The 22,295-nt window shown below is 61.3% G+C and carries 22 protein-coding genes and 1 tRNA gene; 5 read left to right on the plus strand and 18 right to left on the minus strand.

Features of this window, described 5'->3' with window-relative positions:
- Positions 1-4: 4 nt before the first annotated feature.
- Positions 5-577 (minus strand): carboxymuconolactone decarboxylase family protein, encoded by a 573-nt coding sequence (locus Q0844_RS05770; RefSeq protein ID WP_299042982.1) that lies wholly within the window; start codon positions 575-577, stop codon positions 5-7.
- Between the two features lie 100 nt (positions 578-677).
- On the opposite strand from Q0844_RS05770, the gene Q0844_RS05775 reads away from it, so the two are divergent.
- Positions 678-1,250 (plus strand): TetR/AcrR family transcriptional regulator, encoded by a 573-nt coding sequence (locus tag Q0844_RS05775; RefSeq protein WP_299042985.1) that lies wholly within the window; start codon positions 678-680, stop codon positions 1,248-1,250.
- A 66-nt stretch (positions 1,251-1,316) separates the two neighbouring features.
- Here Q0844_RS05775 and efp read toward each other — a convergent pair whose 3' ends face one another.
- Positions 1,317-1,880 (minus strand): elongation factor P, encoded by a 564-nt coding sequence (efp, locus tag Q0844_RS05780; RefSeq protein WP_299042987.1) that lies wholly within the window; start codon positions 1,878-1,880, stop codon positions 1,317-1,319.
- A 219-nt stretch (positions 1,881-2,099) separates the two neighbouring features.
- Here efp and Q0844_RS05785 point away from each other — a divergent pair, with 219 nt between their 5' ends.
- Positions 2,100-2,420 carry a DUF6280 family protein gene (locus tag Q0844_RS05785; protein WP_039684470.1) on the plus strand — a complete coding sequence of 107 codons (321 nt, stop codon included), beginning with the start codon at positions 2,100-2,102 and terminating at the stop codon, positions 2,418-2,420.
- A gap of 61 nt (positions 2,421-2,481) precedes the next feature.
- On the opposite strand, the gene Q0844_RS05790 is transcribed toward Q0844_RS05785, so the two are convergent.
- From Q0844_RS05790 to Q0844_RS05805, 4 genes are all read right to left on the minus strand, one after another.
- Positions 2,482-3,060 (minus strand): cobalamin biosynthesis protein CobQ, encoded by a 579-nt coding sequence (locus tag Q0844_RS05790; RefSeq protein WP_299042989.1) that lies wholly within the window; start codon positions 3,058-3,060, stop codon positions 2,482-2,484.
- A gap of 38 nt (positions 3,061-3,098) precedes the next feature.
- Positions 3,099-3,980: a hypothetical protein gene (locus Q0844_RS05795; protein WP_299042991.1), complete on the minus strand. Its 882-nt coding sequence runs from the start codon at positions 3,978-3,980 to the stop codon at positions 3,099-3,101.
- Between the two features lie 86 nt (positions 3,981-4,066).
- Positions 4,067-5,500 (minus strand): TolC family outer membrane protein, encoded by a 1,434-nt coding sequence (locus Q0844_RS05800; protein ID WP_299042992.1) that lies wholly within the window; start codon positions 5,498-5,500, stop codon positions 4,067-4,069.
- Positions 5,501-5,543: 43 nt separating this feature from the next.
- Positions 5,544-6,197 carry a protein-L-isoaspartate O-methyltransferase gene (locus Q0844_RS05805; protein ID WP_299042993.1) on the minus strand — a complete coding sequence of 218 codons (654 nt, stop codon included), beginning with the start codon at positions 6,195-6,197 and terminating at the stop codon, positions 5,544-5,546.
- A 163-nt stretch (positions 6,198-6,360) separates the two neighbouring features.
- Here Q0844_RS05805 and Q0844_RS05810 point away from each other — a divergent pair.
- From Q0844_RS05810 to Q0844_RS05820, 3 genes are all read left to right on the plus strand, one after another.
- Positions 6,361-6,434 (plus strand) — tRNA-Cys (locus Q0844_RS05810).
- A 608-nt stretch (positions 6,435-7,042) separates the two neighbouring features.
- Positions 7,043-7,942, plus strand: a complete 900-nt coding sequence (ltnD, locus tag Q0844_RS05815) for an L-threonate dehydrogenase (protein WP_299042995.1) — start codon at positions 7,043-7,045, stop codon at positions 7,940-7,942.
- Positions 7,939-8,685, plus strand: coding sequence for a TIM barrel protein (locus tag Q0844_RS05820; protein WP_299042996.1), 747 nt, complete (start codon positions 7,939-7,941; stop codon positions 8,683-8,685). The genes ltnD and Q0844_RS05820 overlap by 4 nt, the downstream gene beginning before the upstream one ends.
- On the opposite strand, the gene arsJ is transcribed toward Q0844_RS05820, so the two are convergent.
- From arsJ to Q0844_RS05880, 12 genes are all read right to left on the minus strand, one after another.
- A complete protein-coding gene (gene arsJ / locus Q0844_RS05825; RefSeq protein ID WP_299042997.1) occupies positions 8,654-9,916 on the minus strand; it encodes an organoarsenical effux MFS transporter ArsJ in 1,263 nt (420 codons plus the stop codon). The genes Q0844_RS05820 and arsJ overlap by 32 nt on opposite strands.
- Entirely contained in the window at positions 9,913-10,905 is a 993-nt protein-coding gene (locus Q0844_RS05830; protein ID WP_299042998.1) for an ArsJ-associated glyceraldehyde-3-phosphate dehydrogenase, read from the minus strand. The genes arsJ and Q0844_RS05830 overlap by 4 nt, the downstream gene beginning before the upstream one ends.
- On the minus strand, positions 10,906-11,733 hold the full coding sequence (locus Q0844_RS05835; RefSeq protein WP_299043000.1) for a helix-turn-helix domain-containing protein: 828 nt from the start codon (positions 11,731-11,733) through the stop codon (positions 10,906-10,908).
- 65 nt (positions 11,734-11,798) lie between these two features.
- Positions 11,799-13,715: a beta-galactosidase gene (locus Q0844_RS05840; RefSeq protein ID WP_299043001.1), complete on the minus strand. Its 1,917-nt coding sequence runs from the start codon at positions 13,713-13,715 to the stop codon at positions 11,799-11,801.
- Positions 13,712-14,545 (minus strand): SMP-30/gluconolactonase/LRE family protein, encoded by an 834-nt coding sequence (locus Q0844_RS05845; RefSeq protein ID WP_299043003.1) that lies wholly within the window; start codon positions 14,543-14,545, stop codon positions 13,712-13,714. The genes Q0844_RS05840 and Q0844_RS05845 overlap by 4 nt, the downstream gene beginning before the upstream one ends.
- Entirely contained in the window at positions 14,545-15,147 is a 603-nt protein-coding gene (locus Q0844_RS05850) for a 2-dehydro-3-deoxy-6-phosphogalactonate aldolase (RefSeq protein ID WP_299043005.1), read from the minus strand. Before Q0844_RS05850 ends, Q0844_RS05845 begins: the two co-directional genes overlap by 1 nt.
- On the minus strand, positions 15,144-16,034 hold the full coding sequence (locus Q0844_RS05855) for a 2-dehydro-3-deoxygalactonokinase (RefSeq protein WP_299043007.1): 891 nt from the start codon (positions 16,032-16,034) through the stop codon (positions 15,144-15,146). Before Q0844_RS05855 ends, Q0844_RS05850 begins: the two co-directional genes overlap by 4 nt.
- On the minus strand, positions 16,034-16,804 hold the full coding sequence (locus Q0844_RS05860) for an SDR family oxidoreductase (protein ID WP_299043008.1): 771 nt from the start codon (positions 16,802-16,804) through the stop codon (positions 16,034-16,036). Before Q0844_RS05860 ends, Q0844_RS05855 begins: the two co-directional genes overlap by 1 nt.
- Positions 16,805-16,827: 23 nt before the next feature.
- Complete coding sequence (locus Q0844_RS05865; RefSeq protein WP_299043010.1) at positions 16,828-18,912, minus strand: alpha-galactosidase; 2,085 nt, start codon at positions 18,910-18,912, stop codon at positions 16,828-16,830.
- Positions 18,909-19,757: a carbohydrate ABC transporter permease gene (locus Q0844_RS05870; RefSeq protein ID WP_299043012.1), complete on the minus strand. Its 849-nt coding sequence runs from the start codon at positions 19,755-19,757 to the stop codon at positions 18,909-18,911. Before Q0844_RS05870 ends, Q0844_RS05865 begins: the two co-directional genes overlap by 4 nt.
- Before the next feature lies 1 nt (position 19,758).
- The gene (locus Q0844_RS05875; protein WP_299043014.1) at positions 19,759-20,754 is read right to left on the minus strand and encodes a sugar ABC transporter permease; all 996 of its coding nucleotides are present in this window, start codon (positions 20,752-20,754) and stop codon (positions 19,759-19,761) included.
- Between the two features lie 186 nt (positions 20,755-20,940).
- Entirely contained in the window at positions 20,941-22,170 is a 1,230-nt protein-coding gene (locus Q0844_RS05880) for an extracellular solute-binding protein (protein WP_299043016.1), read from the minus strand.
- Between the last annotated feature and the right edge of the window lie 125 nt (positions 22,171-22,295).

Genomic DNA, 22,295 nt, shown 5'->3' on the forward strand with positions numbered 1-22,295 from the left:
GCTCTTATTCGGCCGCGATATGCGTGTTCGAACGGGTCCACAGCAAGGGGCGGAACACCTCATCCACGGGCGTCTGTGCCATGTGGTTGATGTAGTTCGACATGGTCTTCTGCGCGAGGCCCAGAACCACGTCGAGAACCGCGCGGTGGCCGTATCCTGCATCGAAAAAGGCAGCCATCTGGTCCTCTGTCACATTGCCACGCGACCGCACCATTTGCAGGGTGAAGGTCCGCAGCGCTTCCAGTTTGGCAGTGGGCAGCGCGGTTTCATTGCGCAGCGCGTCAGAGATGTCGTCCGACACCTTCATCATCTTGGCAATGCCCGTATGTGCCGGGACGCAGTAATGGCATTCGTGTTCCACGTTGATCGTTTGCCAGACAACCGTCAGTTCATCTGCATCAAAGTCGGTTTCGGTGAACAGTTTGTGCAGCACCTGATAGCCTTCAAAGGCTTGCGGGCTTTCGGACAGCACCTTGTGCAGGCCCGGCAACCGGCCAAAGGCCTTCAATGAATTTTCCAGAAGCGGCTTGGAACCTTCGGGGGCGGAATCGAGATCGTGGGAGGGGAAGTTGGACATCCTGATCATCCTTTTGTGTTGGCGATGCACACCAATTGACCTTTCTTGAGTGATCATTCAAGTATATATCTTGAGTGAACGTTCAAGAAAAGGTGATCCCATGCCGCGCAAACCGCAATATGACCGCGACGACCTGATCAATCGGGCGCGTGACCTGTTTTGGGCGCGTGGGTGGGCGGGGACATCGCTGAAGGATTTGGAAGGCGAACTGAAGCTCAAGCCCGGCAGCTTCTATGCCGCATTTGGGTCCAAGGACGCGCTGTTTGAACTGGCGCTGCGACGCTATGCCAGGGATGGAACAGCGCGTCTGCACAACCTGGCCGAAACACATGGCGCGCTTACAGCGCTCAAACTCTACCCGCGATTGGTGATCGACACGCCGGACGCACCGGCCAAGGCGTGCATGATGACCAAGACGCTGCTTGAGTTGCAGGCGCAGGATCACCCGTTGGCAGGTGTGGCAAATGACAACCTGCGGCGCATGGAACAGGCGTTTGCGCAGCTGTTCCAGCAAGCGCAGGCCGACAAAGAGATCGGTGCCACCTACGATCCATTCAGTCTGGCGCGGCGGTACCAGTCCGATTTGTTGGGCCTGCGCATGTCAGCCGAACGGACGGGCGTTGATGCGCTTGCCATCGCCCAAGAGATCGCGGACGGATTGGACCGGCTTTAACCGCCCAAGCCCCAGCAAATCGGGGCGCCGAAGTGCCCCGCCCTCTGCACCGATCATGGCAAGCCGTCAGGCGCGCTCGGCGTATTCCATGGTTTCCGTGTTCACCACGATATCTTCGTCCTGGCCCACAAACGGGGGCACCATGACCTTGACCCCATTGTCAAGGATTGCCGGTTTGAACGAATTGGCGGCTGTCTGGCCTTTGACCACGGGTTCCGTCTCGACAATCTTGCAAACGACCTTTTGCGGCACCGTCGCGTTCAGCGCCTCTTCGTCGTAAAATTCCACCACGATGGTCATGCCGTCCTGCAGGAACGGACGACGGTCGCCCAGCAACTCGGCTGGCAGTTCGATCTGTTCGTAGGTGTCGGCATCCATGAACACCAGCATGCCGTCATTTTCATACAGGAACTGCTGGTCTTTTTGTTCAAGGCGTACCCGCTCGACCTTGTCGGCGCTGCGAAAGCGTTCGTTCAGCTTGGACCCGTTGCGCAGGTTGCGCAGTTCGACCTGGGCAAAGGCCCCGCCCTTGCCGGGCTTCACATGGTCGACCTTAACAGCGGCCCACAGGCCATCGTTATGCTCCAGCACGTTTCCGGGGCGGATCTCGTTTCCGTTGATTTTTGGCATGCGACAAAACCGTGGCAAAAGGTTGATGAAAAGTTGATGCCCCCTATATCTCGCGGAAGCATGCCCGGCAAGACAACGAAATACGGTGCTGCACCCGCAGCGAGTTATGCGCTGGTTGCAAAGGTGCCATGCAGAAACGGGGTATCCGAATCGGCCAGCTTCGTCCATAACGAGCGTCACGCCGAAAAGACAAGAGCAAGAATAAAGGAAGGACGACGAATGAAAGATTTCGTTGACGGCACAGCCTTTAACAATGAACAAGGCAACCGTGCACGTAAACTATTTGCAGCCGTTGTGTTGGCTGCACTCGACGATGCCATCGCCGACGACAAGAAATATGGCAATGGTCCCGAGCAGATTGCCCGCTGGGCACGCTCGCGCGATGGGCGCGAAGTGCTGAGCTGTGCAGGCATCGATCCAAATGAACGGGTCGTGGAAGGGCTTATGGAATTTGTGGGTAAAGGCGTGCGGACATCCGTCGCGCTGAGCCGCGAAGAATCTGAGCGGCGCAATGCCGCACAGCAGGCCGAAGCCGCCTGATCCAAAAAGTTTGCTGCCTTAAGGAAAACGCGCTCTGACCGGGCGCGTTTTCTTTTTTCGCCTACCCGCTTGCGAAGAAAAAGAGCCATTGGCGGACCACCCAATATTCCGCCGCCAGCAACATCAGAACACAGGGAATGGCCCATATGGGCAAGCTGCGTTGCCACAGGATCACGGCGGCCGCTGTTGCACAGGCCGCCTCGACCGGTGCGATCCACGCCGCACCATGTCCCCGATCCCAATAGCTGAACGGGCTTTCGAACACCCACCAGGTCGCCGGCCAGAAATGTGGACGCCCATCATCGTGATGCAGCGGAAAATCCAGCACCACATGCAACAGCGCTGCGCCTGTCAGGGCAATTGCCCAGGGTGATTTGTACCAGACCGCAAGCGCACACAAACCGCCCCAGACGACAAATGAATTGTCGATGGCAAAGACGGTTTGCCATGCATCGGAAAAATACAGGTCGTTGAAAACGACGCTTGGCGGAATGCCCAGCACGGCAAGCGACACACCCGCCATAACGTACAGCGACAAATCGGGCAACAGCCCCCCTGCAAATGCAGCGGCAAGAATGCGGTTATGCGCCGGTTTGCCGAAGACGGCCGCGCCGACAAGCAGATGCGCAGGTGTGTTCACGCCACCTTGGCCCATCGCTGACCGAGGCGCGGCAACGCCTATTCCAGGTCCTGCGCAGCAAGCGCCCGGTGGATTTCGCGCCGCACCAATTTGCGGACGTTGCGCGTGATCCGTTCACCCAAAGCGCCTTGCAGCTCTTCACGCACGATGTCGCTGACCAGATCGCGCAACGCGTCTTCGTCCAGCACATCCTCGTCGCTTGAAAAGATCTGCGCCTCATCCGGCGCAGCCCCGACCGGCGGGTGCTGGTCGGGCGTCGCCATCTCTGGCGCGGCATCAACAAGGTCGTCTTCGTCCGCGTCTTCCCATTCCAGGGTTGGCGCTTCGGTACCTGCGTTCTCTCCGTCACCGGCCATGTCGGGTTCAAATTCACCCGTTTGACCGGCAATCAGTGTCTCCAGCGCAGCAATCTTATCGCTGAGCGTATTTGCGTCCGACGTCCGGTCGCTCTCTGGCACAGGCGCGGCGTCGGTCGCTTCATCCTTGTCGATGTCTGCAAAGGCATCCTGGATCGACATCAGGGTGTCCTGATCCAGATCCACAGTATCAAGCGTGATCGGTTCGCCTTCGTCATAGTCCGAGGCTGCGTCGGGCTCGTGACGCACTTCTTCCGCCGCGTCTTCGGACATGGCGTCCAACTGCGCCTCTTCATCCGAAACATCCGCATCCTCGCGCGACGTATCCTCGGTCACGTCAAAGGCGGGCACGGCTTCAGCCTGCGCGTGAACATCCTGCGCAATGTCATCGCGTTCCGCTGTGTCGTTCTTGTTCGGTGCGGCGTCGTCCATGACGCGCAATGCCGGCGTCAGCACCAGGCGATCAGACGCCACAGCGGATTTTTCCTGTGATTCCGGTCGGTTGTCATCAGACACCAAGCGCCGGATAGACGCCAAAACGTCCTCCACCTCGGTGTTGGTCATTGGATCAGACATGTCAAAGTACCACTCTCAACCTCAGCCCCAGCTTACCCCGCGGGTGAGAGTCGCACAATACTGTGCTGAAAACCTTAATCGTCTACCTGCAATGCCCGCAGCACGCGATCCAGTTGCTTGCCCTGCTTGGATTGCTTGGCGGGCCCATCCTTGACCAGATTGTAATATGCAGCCGGATCATAGATCTGGACCGGCAGGTTCAGACGTTGTGCTGTCAACAGACCCATGGATTCCAGAACTGCATACGCGGCAATATACTGATCCGCCTGCGCAGAAATCCGGTTGGTTTCGGCATCCAAAAGGTCCTGTTCGGCGTCAAGCACATCCAGCGTGGTCCGCGCGCCCAGCGTCGCCTCTTCGCGCACGCCCTGGAACGCGACACGGGCCGCACGGATCTGCTGTTCCGATGCAACAAGGCTGGCGCGCGCCGCCTCGAAATCGGAAATCGCGTTAACAACATCCTGTTGCACATCATGGCGGACATTGTGCAGGTTACCGCGCGACGCATCGCGAACCGCGATGGCCCGACGCTCCAGCGCCGTCAACTGTCCGCCCTGGTAGATGGGGCCGGTGACATTCAACCCGACAGTCGCGGTTTCACTGGCGTCCGGATCCCCGAATTCCTCGGTCACACGCAGCGTACCGTTCAGCGTGACAACTGGCAGCATGTCTTTGAACGCGGCTGTCACCAGCAGTTCATTGGCGGACACCTGGCGTCGCGCCTCTTCCATGTCCGGGTGCGTGCGGACGGCAACGGCCTGCGCGGCCTCGACCCGGGTTTCGGTGCGCGGCAACGGTGGAAGGCCGGCAAGGCGCCCGGGCTTGCGCCCCACGACGTTTGTATACTCCGCCTGCGCCTGGATCAGGTCACGCTGGGCATCCGCAAGGTTGCTGCGCGCCTGCGCGACAGCGGCTTCGGCCAATGACACATCCGTGCGGGTCACTTCGCCAACTTCAAAGCGGTCAGAGGCCGCGCGCAGTTCTTCCTGCAGAAGGCCCAGGTTGTTTCGGCTGAGTGCCACAAGGCTTTCCGACCGTCCGACGTTGAAATATGCCGTGGCTGCCTGCAACAGCAGCAACTGCTCTACGTCCAGAAGGGTCGCGCGGGTGGCCAGGACCGTTTCCTTGGTCGCTTCGACCCGGGCCGCGTCGGCACCAAAGTCATAGACTTGCCATTGCAACGCGAGTTCCAGAAAGATCGTCGTGCTGTCAATCGCATTTGTGCTGACGGCCCCCGAGAAACCACGCGAGGTCGACTCTCCGAGCTGTTGCGTGATGTTGCCGGTCCAAGTGATGATCGGCCGCAGGGCGGCCAAAGCAATCGGAACATCCTCGTCCGCGGCGCGCAGCAACGCGCGGTTCTGATCCAGCAGACCGCTGTGGGTGTAGGCCCCGACCAATGCGTCGGCCAGCGTATCGGCCTTTGCCGACAGGCCCCCAACGCCCATTGCCAGCGCACCCAAGACCGCCGTTGTGTTCAGAAACTTACGCGTCAACTTGCTGATCATCTGCCCTGCCCTCTGATGACGTGCCGGACCGGTCCCTGCCCGGTCAAAGCGTGAATGCGTGTTCTTTTTCAAACCCCGGCAAGACCGGTGCCCCTGCATTGAACGCACGGCGCCACGACACGGCCCCGTCCCGCTTGTATCCGATGCGCACCTCCCCAAGTGCGGCATCCATGAACAGGCAGGCGATGCGCCCGCCGTCCTTCAATTGGGCAATCAGGGCATCCGGAACGTCCGTGACCCCTCCTTCGATGACGATGACGTCATAGGGCCCGTGTTCCGCGGCACCGTCGCGCAGCGGTGCAACATGGGTGATCACATTGTCGATGCCGCTGTTCAGCAGCGTTTCCTGCGCCTCGTTTGCGCGCGTCTCGTCTTCCTCCAGCGCAACAACGGCTTGCGCCATTTGTGCGATCACGGCGGCCGAGTAACCAAGTGCGGAGCCAACGTCCAAGACCAGCTCATCCGGCGCGATATCAAGCGCATCGAGCATCTTGGCCAGCGTGCGCGGTTCCAAGATCACACGCCCGGCCCCCAATTCGATATTCTCGCCCATATACGCCATCTCGCGCTGCGCCGACGGGACATAGTCTTCGCGTTGGATCGTCAGCATGGCGTCAATGATTGGAAACTTCGTCACATCCGACGGACGGACCTGCGTGTCCACCATCATTGTTCTGCGGGTCGGAAAGTCAGGCATTGCAGCTAAACTCTTTGGTTCACATTTGTCTCTTCACGTGTGCCACAGTCCGCCCGGCTGAGCAACGCGGCACGTCCCATCTGCGGCATTTTCCTACAAGGCGTTGCCGGACGGCCTTGCACGGGCTTTGCTTATGGTCTATCGCCGCTCACACACCACGGATGGCGAGTTGGCGGAGTGGTGACGCAGCGGATTGCAAATCCGTGTACACCGGTTCGATTCCGGTACTCGCCTCCACGATCCTGTAACAGTTTGGAAGACAGCACTCCGTAAGCGCGGCGCACTTTGCCCGCTCCGGCCGCCCGCAGCGCACGACCTCATCCATTGCCGACGCAGGCGCTCAACGGGGCCCTGCCGGGACGGCGCGTTGGTGCCAACCCCGGGCGATCATGTCCAAATACCGGGCCGAGCCCATCCCCTGCTTGCAGGAAATGCTGACGCGCACCATGGCCCGGGCGAAACCGCCAGCGGCGAGGGTCATGATGTCTTGCAGCGCGTGCGCGGGCTGCGACCGTTCCATTGCACGCACCGCGTCAAGACGGGCGCAGTCTGCGCCCGCATCAGCACTGCATACGGTCGTAACGATCGGCACAAGCGCAATGAATGTGTCGCATGACGGCGTGGAACACGCTGTGCATCGGCCAGTTCAACAAGGAAATGGCACACAACCCTGGGGCTCAAAGGGTCATGGCAAAGTTGCATGTCAGGATCGTGCGGGCCCGGCCGGGAATGGCAAACCGCGCGCCGGCGGCGGTGCTTGCCAAGGAAAAGCACCTGTTCCGAGGGCCTTGCCCTTTGGCCTGCCATGCCCATGATGGCGCCGACCCACAAGACAGGAGAGCGCAATGCCCAATGTAACCGCCGTCTTCGGCCTCGGCTCCATGGGCTATGGCATGGCGCAATCCTGCCTGGCTGCAGGCCACATCACGCACGGGTTCGATATCAACCCCGACGCCGTCGCGCGGTTCCAATCAGAGGGCGGCACACCGGGCGCCCTGTCCGACATCGCAGGCACACTCGACACGGTCGTGACGGTGGTTCTGAACGCGGCGCAAACCGAAACGGTCCTGTTTGGCGACGCAGGTATTGTCGCCCGTCTGAAACCCGGCGCCTGCGTGATCGGCTGTGCCACCGTGCCGCCGGACTTTGCCCGGGACATGGAAAACCGCTGTCAGGCCCATGGGGTCCACTATCTCGACGCGCCGATCTCGGGCGGGTCCGTGAAGGCGGCGCAGGGGGCGCTGACGATGATGGCCGCAGGCACACCCGCGGCCTTCGCTGCCGCCCAACCGGCGCTTGATGCGATGGCGGAAACGGTCTTTGAACTGGGTGACCACGCAGGCCCGGGGTCAGCCATGAAAGCCGTCAACCAGTTGCTGGCCGGTGTGCATATCGCCACCATGGCCGAGGCGCTGACCTTCGGCATGACCCAAGGGGTCGCGCCGGACCAGTTCCTGAACGTGATCTCGAAATGCGCAGGCACTTCCTGGATGCTGGAAAACCGCGCGCCGCATATCGTGGCGGGCGACTACACGCCTCATTCATCGGTCAACATCTGGCCCAAGGATCTCGGCATCGTTCTCGACATCGCCAAATCTGCCAGCTTTTCCGCCCCCATCACGGCAGCCGCATTGCAACAATTCATCGCAGCGGCGGGCATGGGCCTTGGTGGCGAGGATGACGCCGCCGTCGCCAAGGTCTATGCCCGCAACGCCAGCCTGGCGCTGCCCGGAGACGACACATGAAATTCTCGGCCAATCTCGGCTTTCTATGGAAGGATCGCCCACTGCCCGATGCGATCCACGCGGCCAAGGCGGCAGGGTTTCATGCGGTCGAATGCCACTGGCCCTACGACACTCCGGCGCGGGATGTGCGCGCGGCGCTCGATGCCACAGGCCTGCCCATGCTGGGCCTCAACACTTCACGCGGCGATGTGGGCGCGGGTGAAAATGGCCTTGCCGCCCTGCCCGGTCGGACACAGGACGCGCAGGCGGCAATCGACCAGGCGATTGCATATGCCGATACGGTGCAGGCCGGCGCAATCCACGTCATGTCCGGCTTTGCCAGCGGACCCGCCGCGCACGCGACCTTTGCCGAAAACCTGCGCTATGCGTGCGCGGCCACCGGCAGAACCATCCTGATCGAACCGCTGAACCGCCATGACGCGCCGGGCTACTTCCTGCAGACAACGGACCAGGCCCGCGCCATCCTGAACGAGGTGGCGGCACCAAACCTCAGGCTGATGTTCGATTGCTACCACGTGGGCCGTACCGAAGGGGATATCCTGACCCGACTGTCGGACCTGTCGGACATCATCGGCCATATCCAGTTTGCATCCGTCCCCGACCGGGGGGCACCGGATCACGGGGAACTGGATTATGCCACCATCTTCGAGGCACTTGGCGATTGGCCCCACCCCCTGGGTGCGGAATACAAACCGATTGGGGATACGGATGCTACGCTGGGGTGGATGCAACGGTTTGGCTGATGCGCCCAATGGACAGCCAGCTTAGCAAAATCATCACCGCGGCCGTTGCCAGGCACAGCGGCACGCCGCCCAACTGGTAAGTCAGTCCGGACAGAACCGTTCCAATCAACCGCCCTGCCGCGTTCGCCATATAGTAAAATCCCACATCCATCGTGACCCGTTTTGCATCCGTGAATGCGAGGATAAGGTAGGAATGCAGGGATGAATTCAGCGCAAAAAGCACCCCGAAGATCAGCAGCCCCACGACCACGACACCGGTCAGCCACAAGGTGGGGGTGCCCACCAGCCAAACCGCTGTCGCCAAGGCGGCAGGCACAAAGAACAACGTCCCGACCCAAAACCGTGCCGCACCGGCCAAATCCGCCTCGCTGCGCCGGGCGCTGCCCAAAAGCGATGGCGCCTTGGCCTGAACAGCACCATACAGGATCACCCAAACGGCCATGAAAATGCCGATCATGAAGAATGCGGCGCGCTGGCCTTCGGGGCTGCCATCGCTCAGCACCGAATAAAAGTAGATCGGGATCCCCACCACAAACCACACGTCCCGTGCCCCAAACAGAAACACACGCGCCGCACTCAACCAGTTGATACGCGGGTTCTTGGACAGCACGTCCTTGAACTTTGCATCCTTGCGGCCGCCGGGCAGACCCGCGGGCATTCGCACCAAGACCACGATCAGGATCAGGCCAAGTATCGCGGCCATACCCAGAACCGACGGCACGAACCCGAACAGCGCAAGCGCCCCGGCCCCCAGCAGAAACCCAAGGCCCTTCACGGCGTTTTTTGATCCGGTCAGCAGCGCAACCCACCGAAACAGCCCGTCGCCTTCGGCCGGGGCCAACAGCTTTACCGCGGATTTCGACGACATCTTGGCCAGGTCCTTGGCGACGCCGGACAGCCCCTGAACCGCCATCACAAAGGCCACGGACGCAGCGATGGACCAGGCCGGATCAAGTTGGGTCAGCGCCAGAAGGGCCACAACCTGCAACCCGAGGCCCACATACAGGGTCGATGTCAGACCAAACCGCGCCGCAATCCAACCCGCGCTCAGGTTCGTCACGACCCCGGCGATCTCGTACAGCACAAACAGATACGCCAGGTGTACCGGCGAAAAGCCCAGGCTGTTGAAGTGCAGCAGCACCAGCATGCGCAGCGCGCCATCGGTCAGCATGAAGGCCCAATAGGCGGCCGTCACCGCGACATAGGCGGCAAAACCTTCCGGTCGGGTCAAAGACTGGCCCCCACCATCTGCGCAACATCAACCAGCCGGTGGGCATAGCCCCATTCGTTGTCATACCAGGCATAGATTTTTACCTGGGTCCCGTTCACGACCATGGTGCTGGGCGCATCCACGATGGACGACCGCGCATCGTTGACATAGTCGGTCGACACCAGGGGCCGGGTTTCGTACCCAAGGATCCCCCGCAGCGGTCCATTGGCCGCGGTTTCGAACAGGCCATTGACCTCTTCAACCGTCGTGGGCCGCGTCACTTCGAACACGCAATCCGTCAGCGAGGCGTTCAGCAGCGGCACCCGCACCGCATGTCCGTTCAGCTTGCCGGTCAGTTCGGGATAGATCAGCGTGATGGCCGTGGCCGAGCCGGTGGTGGTCGGGATCAGCGAATTCAGCGCCGAGCGTGCGCGCCGCAGATCCTTGGCAGGGCGGTCCACAATGGTCTGTGTATTGGTCACGTCATGGATGGTCGTGATTGACCCGTGGGCAATCCCGATACCCTCATGTATCACTTTAACAACAGGCGCCAAGCAATTGGTCGTACAGGATGCAGCCGTCACAATTGATTGCCCGACATAGGCGTCGCTATTCACCCCGTAAACGATGTTCGCAGTGTCGCCATCCTTGACCGGCGCCGACACGACAACCTTCTTCACGCCAGCCGCAAAGTACGGCGCAAGCGCGGCTTCGGTCTTGAAAACTCCCGTGCAGTCGATGACCACATCCACACCGTCCAGCGGCAAACCTTCGATCCGGCGCGTGGACAGTGCGGGGATACGGGTGCCGTTGATGCTGATGCTCTGCTCATCCGCCGCAAATTCCGCATCCCAGCGCCCATGCACGGTGTCAAACTCCAGCAGGTGCGCATGCATCGCCGGATCGCCCAGGGCGTCGTTCACGAAGGCTATCTCGCATCCACGTTCAAGCAGAGGCTTCAACGCCAGTTTTCCGATACGGCCCAGGCCGTTCAGCGCATAAGTTGTCATCTAGTGGTCCTTGGTCCGGCCGATCTGATCGACCTCTTGTTGCAACGACGCGCGGCTGAGCGTTTCAAGCGGCAGCGCTGTGAAAGCGGAAATGCGGTTGCGCATTGCACCATAGGTTTGCTGGAACGCCAGACGCTTTTCCGCGTCTGTGCCCTCTGCCTTTACCGGGTCAGGCAGGCCCCAATGCGCGCTGATGGGCTGGCCGTCCCAGGGGGCGCACTCCTCGTTCGCGGCCAGATCGCAGACGGTGAACACGAAATCCAGATGCGGGGCATCAGGGCCCTGAAACTCGGCGACGTTCTTGGCACGCAAATCGCCCGGGTCGATGCCCTTTTGTTTCAGCATCTCGACGGCAAAGGGGTTGAGTTCGGACGTTGGCCGCGTCCCCGCAGAGAACACCTTGAACCGGTCCCCCGCCGTGTGGCGCATGATCGCTTCGGCGATGATCGACCGGGCCGAATTGCCGGTACAAATGAACAAGACAGTGTGCTTTTGGTCAGACATGGGACCCATCCTTGTGTTCGGATCAACCATTGCAGGCGGACACAGGTCGGGCCGCCCATTGCAACAGTCCAGAAACAGCTGCGCCACCATCTCGCGGGCACCCCCCAGATCGGCGGCATAGCGCAGGGACGTGCCCGCGCGTGACTGCTGGATCAGCCCCGCCTTGTGCAGGGCCGCCAGATAGACCGACGTGGTCGACGGCTTGAACCCCAGCACCTGCGCCACCTCGCCGGCAGGCACCGCGTCAGGGCAGCGCCGCATCAGCAGGCGAAACACGCGCATCCGTTCGGGATGGCTCAGGGTCGAGAGTTGGTCGAGCAGCATGGGGTCATTCTATTTCATGATTCCATGAAATATATATGACGCCCGATGCAGCGGCCGCAACGCCCTTATCTCGACTGGCGCAAAACGCCCGCCGGGGGCAGCGTGTGACCCGCGACCTGCACAGGCCGATCCGAATAATTAAACCAGAACCGCTCGGTGCCGGTGTCACGGCGGCGCACCCCCTCTGGCATCCGCTCCACATCCAGGCCCGGCGCCAACGTCTCGATCAGACGCATGTGCATCACGTCGTCGCCCCAGCCCCCGACATATGCCACATGATCGGCACAGCGCACCGCAACAAAGGCCCCGTCATCGGCTGTCATGACACTGTCGCCCGTGCCCTCCAACTGCTCGAGATAGCCAATGACCTGCCCACCTCCCTGTATGGGAACCGGCAGATCGGGCCGCATGGATTGCACGCGACTGACGGTCAGATCGCTGCCGGGCCACGCGGGCGGCAACGGTGTGGGAATGTTGAAATCGCCATCCCGCGCAGCAGTGCGTGGACCTAAAATAACTTGCGTATCAGAATTTTGCAGCGCGACCTTCAAGTCATCCGGCATGTGCATCATGCCCGGCACCACCACCAATTCATAGCCATCGAAGCGGCGCGTATCAGGCGGCAGGATGTCCATGGACAGGCCCAGCTTGCGACAGGCCCGATACCAGTCAAACACCAACCCAAAGTAACTCAGACCTGCGCCATGCGGCTGCACGGACCACGCCCAATCCGCATCATAGTCAAACAGGATCGCAACCGGCGCCTGTGCGGGGGCCACGTCAGGCGCGTCTGACAACTCGGCCATCACATCACGGGCCTCGGCAAAGGCTTCGGCTTCGGCGGAATCAGGCCGCAAAAGCCCCGCATGCATTTGTTCCTGCGCAAAAGGGGCTTGCCGCCAGCGAAAGTAACAGACCGCTTCGGCCCCGTGGGCAAAGGCCTCCCAGGACCACAGGCGCACCATGCCGGGCAGCGGTGACGGGTTGTAGGGTGCCCAGTTCACCGGGCCGGGTTGCTGTTCCATGATCCACCAGCGGCCCTTGCCGACGGCCCGGTACAGATCATGGTGAAACGCCTGAAAATCCGGGTCACCCTGGCGCGCATAAACACGTTGATGGCCGGGATCCGCCCCGACACGGTCCTCCAGAAACCCCAGCGGATAACTGTCCCAGGACGCGATATCCAGATCATCGCCAACCTTGAAGTGATCGAATTCGGTCACGCGGCCCATGTAATTGTGGGCAATGGGCGCGTCGGAAAACCTGCGAATGATGTCGACCTGCGCCTTGTTGAAGGCGACGACTTCGTCGCTGGCAAACCGGCGAAAGGCGTGCACATGGGCTGGGTTCGGTTCGGTAACCGTCAGGTTGGGCAGGCCGATCTCGTCAAAATCGTCATAGTCCATCGACCAGAACACATTGCCCCATGCGGCGTTCAGCGCATTGATGTCACCATCGTTCCCCTGCCCCGGAAACTGTCCACGCAACCAGTCGCGAAACCGGTCACGGGCAGCGTTCGAATAGCTGAGCACCGTATCATGACACCCGTATTCATTGTCCGTCTGCCACGCCGCCACATGGGGGTTGCGGCCATAGCGGTCGGCCATGGCGCGCACGATCCTGCGGCTTTCCTCCAGAAACCCTTGATGGGAAAAACAGTAATGCCGGCGCGACCCATAGCCGCGCACATGGCCCTGCGCATCCACCGCAAACATGTCGGGATGCTTCTTGCACACCCATTTGGGCGGTGTGGCCGTGGGTGTGCCCAGCACAACCTTCAGTCCGGCCCGCCCCAGCGTGTCAATGGCGCGGTCCAGCCAACCCCACTGGTAATCGCCTTCGCGCGGTTCCATCCGCTTCCACGCGAATTCACCGATCCGTACCCAGGTCAGGCCCAGATCCGCCATGCGCTGCGCATCCTCGGCCCATCGCGTCTCGGGCCAGTGTTCGGGGTAATAGCATACCCCAAGTGTTCGTTTCATAGGATCACCCGATGTTCGCGCTGGCCATTTGTGCCTGCGGGTCCGTAAAAGGTTTTCCCTCCCTCCGCCTCGTCCAGCCCGTCTGCTGCGGTCGTGACGAACAGCGTCGTGGCGTCATGCCCGCCGAAGGCCGGGCAACTCGCCTGGCGGGCCGGCACGTCGATGGCGTGCAGGAACACACCGTTCGGCCCATAGCAGGCCACGCGGCCCGCCCCCCATTGCGCGTTCCACAGGTTGCCCTCTGCGTCCACGACCGCGCCGTCCGGGTTCAGCCCATCCTTGCGCAGATCCACAAACACCTCCGGCGCACCCGTGGGCCAGCCGTCAGCATCCAAGGCAACCTTCTGAATTTTTTGCGAAAACGTGTCCGCGAAATAGGCGCACCTGCCATCCGGCGCAAAACAGATCGCGTTCGAAATCGTGATCCGGTCAAACAGTTGACGCAGCTCACCCCGGAAGTAGCGATAGATCGCCCCGGCAAAGGGTTCGGCCTGCACGCCCATCGTCCCGATCCAGAACCCGCCCTGCGGATCGGCGCGCCCGTCATTGGACCGCGTGACCGGATTGTCGGCCTCAAGCGCGGCCACCAGGTCACGATCTCCGGTCGGAATGTCGAACCGCCACAGGCCGGATGATGACGCCATCAGCAGCGTGTCCCGGTCCACCCAGCCACAGGCAGACACATGTTCATCGAAATCCCAGGACGCGCGGCGCGCGCCTTTGGACATCATCTGTTTGCCCAGAATATCGAACCAGAAAAGCTCGCCCCGTTCCGGGTGCCACATCGGCCCCTCGCCCAAAGCACAGGCATGATCGTCAAAGACCTGCATCACGCGCCCGCGTCGTAGGCCGCCACCATGTCCGCGGCCCGGCTGGCGACATCCGCCACCGACATGCCGGGTTTGTAAAGGGCCGACCCGATGCCAAAGCCCGTGACACCCGCCGCGAACCAATCCGCGAAATTGGCAGGGCCAACACCGCCCACGGCATAGGTCCTGGTCCCTTTGGGCAAGACCGCGCCGATGGCCTTCAACCCCTCGATCCCGAGCAGGGACGCCGGAAACAGTTTCAGCCCATCGGCCCCCGCGTGCAGCGCGGCAAAGCACTCCGTTGGGGTCATCACACCGGGGAAGGACATCATGCCTGCCTGCTTGGTCGCGACAATGACGCTGGCGTTCGCGTCCGGCGATACAACCATATGCGCACCCATGTCGTGCAGCCGCTCGACATCACGCACGTCCAGAACGGTGCCCGCGCCGATCATTGCCGCGTCCTTGTGCGCATCCAGCAACTTGCCAATGCTGTCAAAGGGATCAGGCGAATTCAGCGGCACCTCGATACGGGTGATGCCCGACGCGACCAGCGCATCGGCGACCGGCACAGCCTCATCCGGGGTGATCCCGCGCAGGATGGCAATGATCTCTCGGCTCATGCGGCCTCTCCGTAAATCTGCGTGTAGGCGGCCGTCAGGCCTGCCAATGTCATCTCTTCCGCGCCCGCGATCTGGGTGGGCACGCCCTGTGTCTGCAATGCGTCGGCATAGGCCGCCGACAGCCGTTCCGCCCCGATCAGCGCAACCTGCTGGCCCAGCCAATAGGGCCGCATCGCCGCCAGCTCCGCCCCGACCAGAAGGCCCGACAGACGCGCACGTGCAATGTCTCCGTCCAACCCGTCCAACAGGCCTTCGGCCCGCAAGGAAAACAGCGCCGCCGCCAACCCTTCGGGCCGCGACAGCGACTGATCCACACCAGCAGCAAAGGCCTCGGCATCCCACCCCTCGCCCATGGAATGGCGCAGCACGGACCGTTCCGACAGCAGGGCAAACATCTCGCCCGTCATGGCGGTGCGGAAACTCACAATCTCGCCCGCGCTCACATGCGCCCACTTGGTGTGGGTGCCGGGCAGGCAGATCACCCCGTCAAAGCCGGGGGACGTGGCCAGATACCCGGAAATCTGCGTCTCTTCCCCGCGCATCACATCCGCAGGCCGCCCCTGTTTCACGCCGGGCAGAATGCGGACATCCAGATCGGTGCCCGCAACCTGAACCGCCTCGGTCGCAGAGGGCGGCGCACAAGGCACCGCGGCATAGGGCGCTTCGGCCCAGCCCTGCCGCGACCCGACCATCCCGCAAGCCAGCACAGGCGCAGGCAACACATCACCGACCAACGCGCGCAAGGCAGGCTCGAACCCGCCCCGGTCCAGCGTGCCCATCCCTTGCGCGGACATCCGTCGATCCAGAACGACCCCATCCGCGCGCATCACCCACGCACGGACATGCGACGTCCCCCAATCCACAGCAATCCACGCAACATCTGCCATCAGCCGGTCACCACCACACCACCATCAATCACCAGGGACTGGCCGGTCATCATCTTCGACGTGCCCGAGGCCAGGAACAAGGTAGCACCGACAATATCATCCGGCTCCAGATGGTCTTTCAAACACTGACGCTCCATATGGGCCGCCAGACCTTCGGGCGTCGCCCACTGGTCCAGCTGCTTTTGCGTCAACACCCAACCAGGGGCCAGGGCATTCACACGGATGCGATCGGGCCCAAATTCGCGCGCAAGCGACCGTGTCATCCCGTTGATGCCGGCATTCGCCCCGGTATACAGCGGATAGCCCGCATTCCCCATCATGTAGCTGATCGATGAAAAGTTGATGATGGATCCACCGCCTGCGGCCCGCATGCCCTGGATCACCGCCTGACAGGCAAAGAAATAGGCCTTGAAGTTGATCGCCATCATCCAGTCGAAAAAGTCGCTGTCGACCTCGGCCGTGGTATGGCGCTTGTCATTGGCGGCGTTGTTGACCAGCGTCGTGACAGGCCCGTGGGCCTCTGCCGCCTGGTCCATGCAGGCCTTCAATCGGTCCGTATCGGTGATATCGCACTGCATGAACAGCGGACGTGCGCCATGCTTGGCCTCCATCTCGTCACAAAAGGCCGTCGCGTCCGACCGGCCCACAAAGGCCACCCTGGCCCCCTGATCCAGAAACCCGTCCGTCAGCGATGCGCCAATGCCCGACCCGCCCCCGGTGATGAACACCGATGCGCCGTTCAAATCGTGGAATGTGGCTGTCTCTTTCATGGCATCACTCTTTCTGCGCAGGTTCAGGCAAGGTCACCCTTGATCACCCACATCCGTTCCGGGAAACTCCATGGCAGCGTCAGGCCATGGTACATCAAATAGGAACCGCTCACCACAATCGGGCCGGTTTTCAGCGCATTCTGGCCACGCGACAAGTGGCTGGCATCCTCGCGGTTGATCAACTCGACGCGGTACTTGGCGTCGGGCGTCAACCGGGTCAGATGCAAGGGGCGCGGCGCAATCTGGTCGCTGGTGGCGGCCTTGCCGGCGAACACGACAAACTGCCCACCGCCCAGTTCCAGATGCTGTTCGGCAAAGACCGCCGGGTCTGCACTGTCCAGACGCAGAATATCCGCACCGTACATCCAGTCGCGGTTGTGCTTCCACCACCCGGTGACGTCTGTCAGCACGCGCATTTCTTCGTCGGACAACTCGCGCGGGTCCATTTCGAACCCCATATGCCGCTGGGCGGCCACCCAGGCCCGAAACCGGATGTCCAGGGTGCGGCCCGAGGTGTGGCAGGTGCGCGGCCCCACATGCGACCCGGTGACCGCCATGGGCAAGAAGATCGACGCGTTGTGCTGAATACGCAGCCGTTCAACCGCGTCGTTGCTGTCACTCAGCCATACCCGCTGCGTTCGCTCCATGATGCCAAAGTCGATGCGCCCGCCCCCGCTTGCGCAGCTTTCGATTTCAACATCCGGGAACCGCTGCCGCAGCCGGTCCAGCAAGGTGTATGATCCGCGCGTCTGGGCGGCATCGGGCATGGGCAGCACGCGGTTGTGGTCCCATTTCACATACTCGATGTCGTGGCGGCTCAGGATGTCACTGATCCGTTCGAACAGGAACGACTGCACCGCCGGCAGGGCCATGTTCAACGCCATCTGCTGGCGGCCCATGATCTGGTCTTCGCCCCCGAACGCCCAATCTGGATGCGCACGAAAGATGTCCGAATTCTGGTTGATCATCTCCGGCTCGAACCAGATGCCAAAGGTCATGCCCAGTGATTTCACATGATCAATCAGCGGGGTCAGACCGTCGGGGTACTTGCGCGGATCAACTTCCCAATCCGACAGCGCCTGCGTGTCGTCGTCGCGATTGCCAAACCAACCGTCATCCAGAACAAACCGCTCCGCGCCCAGCTTTGCGGCGCGTTCGGCAATATCTTTCAACGCATCCAGGTTATGGTCGAAATAGACGGCTTCCCAGCAATTATAGTGCACGGGCCGCGGCGTATCGGGTCGGGGAAAGGTCACGATCCGGTCGCGCAGATGGCGCTGGAACGCCACCGCACACCCGTTCAGACCGTCGTCCGAGAACACGGCATACAGCTTGCCGGTTGCAAACGTCTTTTGCGCCGCCCCCTCAACCCGCGCCGCATGCCCGAACTGGATCTGCCGCCGCCCATCGGGCAGTTCTTCGGCCACCATCCGGTGGCCACCGGACCAACCATAATGAAAGGCATAGGCATGGCCCGCCGCGTTCGTTGCGCCGCGCACGGGCACAATCAACCCGGGGAAATGTTCGTGCCCCGTCCGCCCCGTCCGGTTCTCGCGATAGCGGATACCGGGCGACCAGGGCGTGCGGTTCATCTGGAATTCACCGCACCAGCGCCCGGCAAAGTCGATCATGTCATCGGCCAGTTGCGGCGCGGGAAACACGGGCGCTGCCAGCCAATGCAGGTGCATCGGCTCCATCGCGTCCAGTTCCGCGCTGGCCTCGATGATATGCGTCTCGGGATCGATGGCGAACCGCGCGCGATAGGTCAGCACCCGGTCCTGGTCCATGTAGGTCAGGATCAGCACATTGTCGGCCACATCCGACCGTTCCAGACAGAACTTGGGCAGAAACGGCGTGCCGTCCCCGTGCCGGATGATCAGGCCGGGCTGTCCGGGAAAGGACCGTGTCGCTTCCGGGCAGATGCTGAGTTCGGGATTCGCATCCAGCATTCCGCCCGTCACATCAAGGGTATAGGCCTCATAGAGGGTCGTCAGGTCTTCTTCGTCCGGCAGGCGGGGGCCCCAATAGACAACCTCCGCCAGTCGGCCCCTGTCAGAGCCGAGAACCAAAGACTGACGCCCATCATCCAGGCGCCAACATCTTATCACTTAACAGCCCCCAGCGTCAGACCGGCAATAAAGTGCCGCTGCATAAGAAAAAAGCATACCACAGGTGGGATCGCCGCCAGCAAGGACGCCGCCGACACCAGGTGCCAGTTGTTCACGAACTGCCCGTTCAGCGCGCGCACACCCGCCGTGATCGGCTTGGCGCTCTCGCCTTGGGTCAACACGTTGGCCCAGAAGAAATCGTTCCAGACAAAGGTGAAGATCAGCACCGCCAGCGCCGCAATCGCGGGCCGGACCAGTGGCAGGACAACGTACCAGAAGATGCGCCATTCCGCGACACCTTCGATCCGCGCGGATTCCACAAGGTCGAAGGGCAACGCCTTGATAAAGTTACGCATAAACAGCGTACAGAACCCGGTTTGGAAGGCCGCATGGAACAGGAACTGACCTGCGATCGTGTCGTAAAGCCCGGTCTGCACGGACATGTCGCGCACCGGCACCATCAGGATCTGGAACGGGATGAAGTTGCCCGCCACGAACAGGAAGAACAGCGGCAGCGCCACCTTGAACTTATAGATCGCCAGCGCGTAGCCCGCGAGGCAGGCAAGGGCGACCGAGATGGCGACTGTGGGCACGGTGATCAGCACCGAGTTCCACATGTATTGCGCCGCCGCCGATTGGGTGAACACGGCCGTATAGTTCTCGATGATGGCAAACTCGCTAGGCCAACCAAACACGTTGCCCGAGTTGATGTCCTTGGCCGACCGGATCGACGTCAGGAAAATCGCCAGCAAGGGCAGAAGCCACAGGATCAATGCGACGGGCAGAAAGGCCTGATAGGCGGCCTTGGCCCCGGGGCCGGATTTCTCGATAGGACGCGGAAACATCTTAGCGGCCCCCCTTCTCGTCTTGGTACATGCGCCACAGGAAGTAGCTGATGAAGAACAGCATGATGCCGAACAGGACCGTCGCCACGGACGACCCGTACCCGTACCGTTCACCGAACTCGGAGATCGCAACCTCGAACATGTAATGCGACAGAACGTTGGTGGACCCGAACGGCCCGCCCTGTGTCATGATCGCGATCATGTCGAACGACCGTAGCGCCCCGATGACCGTCACCACCACAGCAATGAAGGTCGCGGGCTTCAGCTGGGGCACAACCACGTACCACAGCATCTTCCAGCCCTTGGCACCGTCAAGGCGCGCGGCTTCGATCTGGTCGGCGGCCACGTTGTTCAGCCCCGTAAGGTACAGGATCATGCAATACGCGATCTGCGGCCACAGACCGGCGGCGATGATGCCGTAGGTCGCCCATTCCGGGCTCGACAGGATGTCCGGCACGGGGCGCGCGCAGTTGAAGGTGACGTTGCCGACGATGTTGACCGTTTCCTCGCAGAACAACGCCTTCCAGACGGTACCGACCACGCCGAAGTCCGGGTTGTAGAACCAGCCAAAGATCAGGCCCACAACGACTTGGCTGATCACGAAGGGAAAGAAGAACATGGACTTGTAAAACCGCATCCCCGTGACCGTCTGGTTCAGGAACAGCGCGATGAACAGGCCCAGCGGCACGGCCAGCATGTAAAGCACCAGCCACAGAATGTTGTTGCGCAGGGACGTCCAGAAATTGGGATCGTCCCACAGCTTCACATAGTTGTCGAACCCGACCCATGTGGCGGTGGAATTGCCGTTGGCATCGTAGAGGCCGTTCCACTCGTAAAGGCTGAGCCAGAGCGATTCGAAGATCGGAATGACCACGTAGATCGCAAAGAAGATCAGCGCCGGGATCAGGAATATCCAAGGGGAAATGGCCAGCTTGTTTCGCCTGAACCAACTGGGCTCACCCCGGGGTCCTGTGTCGGTGACAACTGCATCTGCCATGGGCAACCTCCTGGTCTGAGGGCATCTGTCCCCGCGGGGACAGGTCTAACCTTTTGAAAAAACAGAAATTAATTTTTGTTTACAGAAGGTTAAGCGGTAAAAGTCGGGTTGTGAGGCATGGTGCGCGCAGAGCGCACACCCTACGGTGTAGGGTGCGCCTTTACGGCGCACCGCACGTCTTGGAGATCAGTAAACCTCGGCTTGAACCTCATCCAGGCGCTGCAGGATCGCGTCTTTCTTGGACGGATCCAGCATGAACTCCTGGAAGCCTTCCATGCCCGCCTTGGCCATCGCCGCCGGTGCGTCGCGGTCATAGAACTGCGCCAGACCGGTGGCGCCGTTCAGCAGGGCAAACCCTTCCTGGATGAACTTGTCATCCGAGATGTCGGCCTTGGAGTTAATGGGCAGCTGACCGATGGTCTTGTTCCACTGGGTCTGCACATCAGGGCGCGCAACGAAGGCCAGGAATTTCTTGGCATCTTCGACGTTCTTGGCGTTCGTGGGGATAAAGAAGGCGTCTGCAGGCGCTTCTTCAGCCGGAGGCACGTCCGCGTTGATCGTCGGGAATGGCATGAAATCGATCTGGTCTTCGGTCAGACCCGCGTTCTTGTAGCCGTCGACCGAGAAGTTGCCCATCACGTACATGGCCGCGTCGCCATTGGCGAAGGGTGCAATCGCATCCTGCCAGGACATCGACGCGTGGTTGTCCACGAAACCGCATTCGTTGATCAGCTGTTCCCAGTTGTCGAATGTGGCGACAATGCGCGGATCGGTATACTTGATCTCGCCCGCCGTCAGCGCGTTGTGCACGTCATAGCCGTTGGTGCGCAGGTTGATGTAGTCGAACACACCCGCAGCGGTCCAAAGGAACTTGGTGCCGATGGTGAAGGGCGTCACGCCGTTCTCTTTCATCTTGCCGCACGCCGCCAGCAGCTCGTCCCAGGTCTGGGGCTCTTCCAGCTCGAGCAGGTCAAAGATGTCTTTGCGGTAGTAGATACCCCACTGGTAGTAGCTGTAGGGCACGCCCCAGATCTTGCCATCGCGGCTCATCGTGGCCTTGATCGCGGCCAGATCCTCGTTGAAACCGTTTTCTTCCCACACGTCGTCGATGGGCTGGAACAGGCCCGCATCGACGAAGGGCGCCATGCGGTTGCCGGGATACCAGCTGGTCACGTCAGGCGCGTCAGCGGTCAGGAAGTTGCGGATCGCGGTCTTGTGCGCTTCGCGGTCGTTGATGTTGACGATCACGTTGATGTCGGGGTTTTCCGACTTGAACTGCTCCACTGCATCCTCGAACCCTTTTTTGGGGCCGGGGTTCAGGTCATCGAAGTTGATGACCAGATCACGCGCGAATGCGGTGCTGGCCACAGCCGACAGTGCAATTGCCGCAACCGCGGTTTTCAGATTAAGGAACATTGGTTCTCCTCCCGTTGGTTCCATTACGCTCCGCCGCCGAGCGTGCAATTTCCTGTCGGCGACGAAAAGTCAGTTTTTCTTTGACACCGGCCCCTGCTTTGTGAATGTTCCACATAGTGAAACCG

Source organism: uncultured Tateyamaria sp. (genome assembly GCF_947503465.1).
In the GTDB taxonomy this organism is placed as follows: domain Bacteria; phylum Pseudomonadota; class Alphaproteobacteria; order Rhodobacterales; family Rhodobacteraceae; genus Tateyamaria.

What these genes read in the sequence shown, in the direction of transcription:
- Q0844_RS05775 (WP_299042985.1), top strand. Translation starts at nt 678, where the DNA reads ATGCCGCGCAAACCGCAATATGACCGCGACGACCTGATCAATCGGGCG.
- Q0844_RS05770 (WP_299042982.1), bottom strand. Translation starts at nt 577, where the DNA reads ATGTCCAACTTCCCCTCCCACGATCTCGATTCCGCCCCCGAAGGTTCC.
- Q0844_RS05785 (WP_039684470.1), top strand. Translation starts at nt 2,100, where the DNA reads ATGAAAGATTTCGTTGACGGCACAGCCTTTAACAATGAACAAGGCAAC.
- Q0844_RS05800 (WP_299042992.1), bottom strand. Translation starts at nt 5,500, where the DNA reads ATGATCAGCAAGTTGACGCGTAAGTTTCTGAACACAACGGCGGTCTTG.
- Q0844_RS05880 (WP_299043016.1), bottom strand. Translation starts at nt 22,170, where the DNA reads ATGTTCCTTAATCTGAAAACCGCGGTTGCGGCAATTGCACTGTCGGCT.
- Q0844_RS05840 (WP_299043001.1), bottom strand. Translation starts at nt 13,715, where the DNA reads ATGAAACGAACACTTGGGGTATGCTATTACCCCGAACACTGGCCCGAG.
- Q0844_RS05820 (WP_299042996.1), top strand. Translation starts at nt 7,939, where the DNA reads ATGAAATTCTCGGCCAATCTCGGCTTTCTATGGAAGGATCGCCCACTG.
- Q0844_RS05855 (WP_299043007.1), bottom strand. Translation starts at nt 16,034, where the DNA reads ATGGCAGATGTTGCGTGGATTGCTGTGGATTGGGGGACGTCGCATGTC.
- Q0844_RS05860 (WP_299043008.1), bottom strand. Translation starts at nt 16,804, where the DNA reads ATGAAAGAGACAGCCACATTCCACGATTTGAACGGCGCATCGGTGTTC.
- Q0844_RS05830 (WP_299042998.1), bottom strand. Translation starts at nt 10,905, where the DNA reads ATGACAACTTATGCGCTGAACGGCCTGGGCCGTATCGGAAAACTGGCG.
- Q0844_RS05805 (WP_299042993.1), bottom strand. Translation starts at nt 6,197, where the DNA reads ATGCCTGACTTTCCGACCCGCAGAACAATGATGGTGGACACGCAGGTC.
- Q0844_RS05875 (WP_299043014.1), bottom strand. Translation starts at nt 20,754, where the DNA reads ATGGCAGATGCAGTTGTCACCGACACAGGACCCCGGGGTGAGCCCAGT.
- efp (WP_299042987.1), bottom strand. Translation starts at nt 1,880, where the DNA reads ATGCCAAAAATCAACGGAAACGAGATCCGCCCCGGAAACGTGCTGGAG.
- Q0844_RS05850 (WP_299043005.1), bottom strand. Translation starts at nt 15,147, where the DNA reads ATGAGCCGAGAGATCATTGCCATCCTGCGCGGGATCACCCCGGATGAG.
- Q0844_RS05870 (WP_299043012.1), bottom strand. Translation starts at nt 19,757, where the DNA reads ATGTTTCCGCGTCCTATCGAGAAATCCGGCCCCGGGGCCAAGGCCGCC.
- Q0844_RS05845 (WP_299043003.1), bottom strand. Translation starts at nt 14,545, where the DNA reads ATGCAGGTCTTTGACGATCATGCCTGTGCTTTGGGCGAGGGGCCGATG.
- Q0844_RS05835 (WP_299043000.1), bottom strand. Translation starts at nt 11,733, where the DNA reads ATGCTGCTCGACCAACTCTCGACCCTGAGCCATCCCGAACGGATGCGC.
- Q0844_RS05795 (WP_299042991.1), bottom strand. Translation starts at nt 3,980, where the DNA reads ATGACCAACACCGAGGTGGAGGACGTTTTGGCGTCTATCCGGCGCTTG.
- ltnD (WP_299042995.1), top strand. Translation starts at nt 7,043, where the DNA reads ATGCCCAATGTAACCGCCGTCTTCGGCCTCGGCTCCATGGGCTATGGC.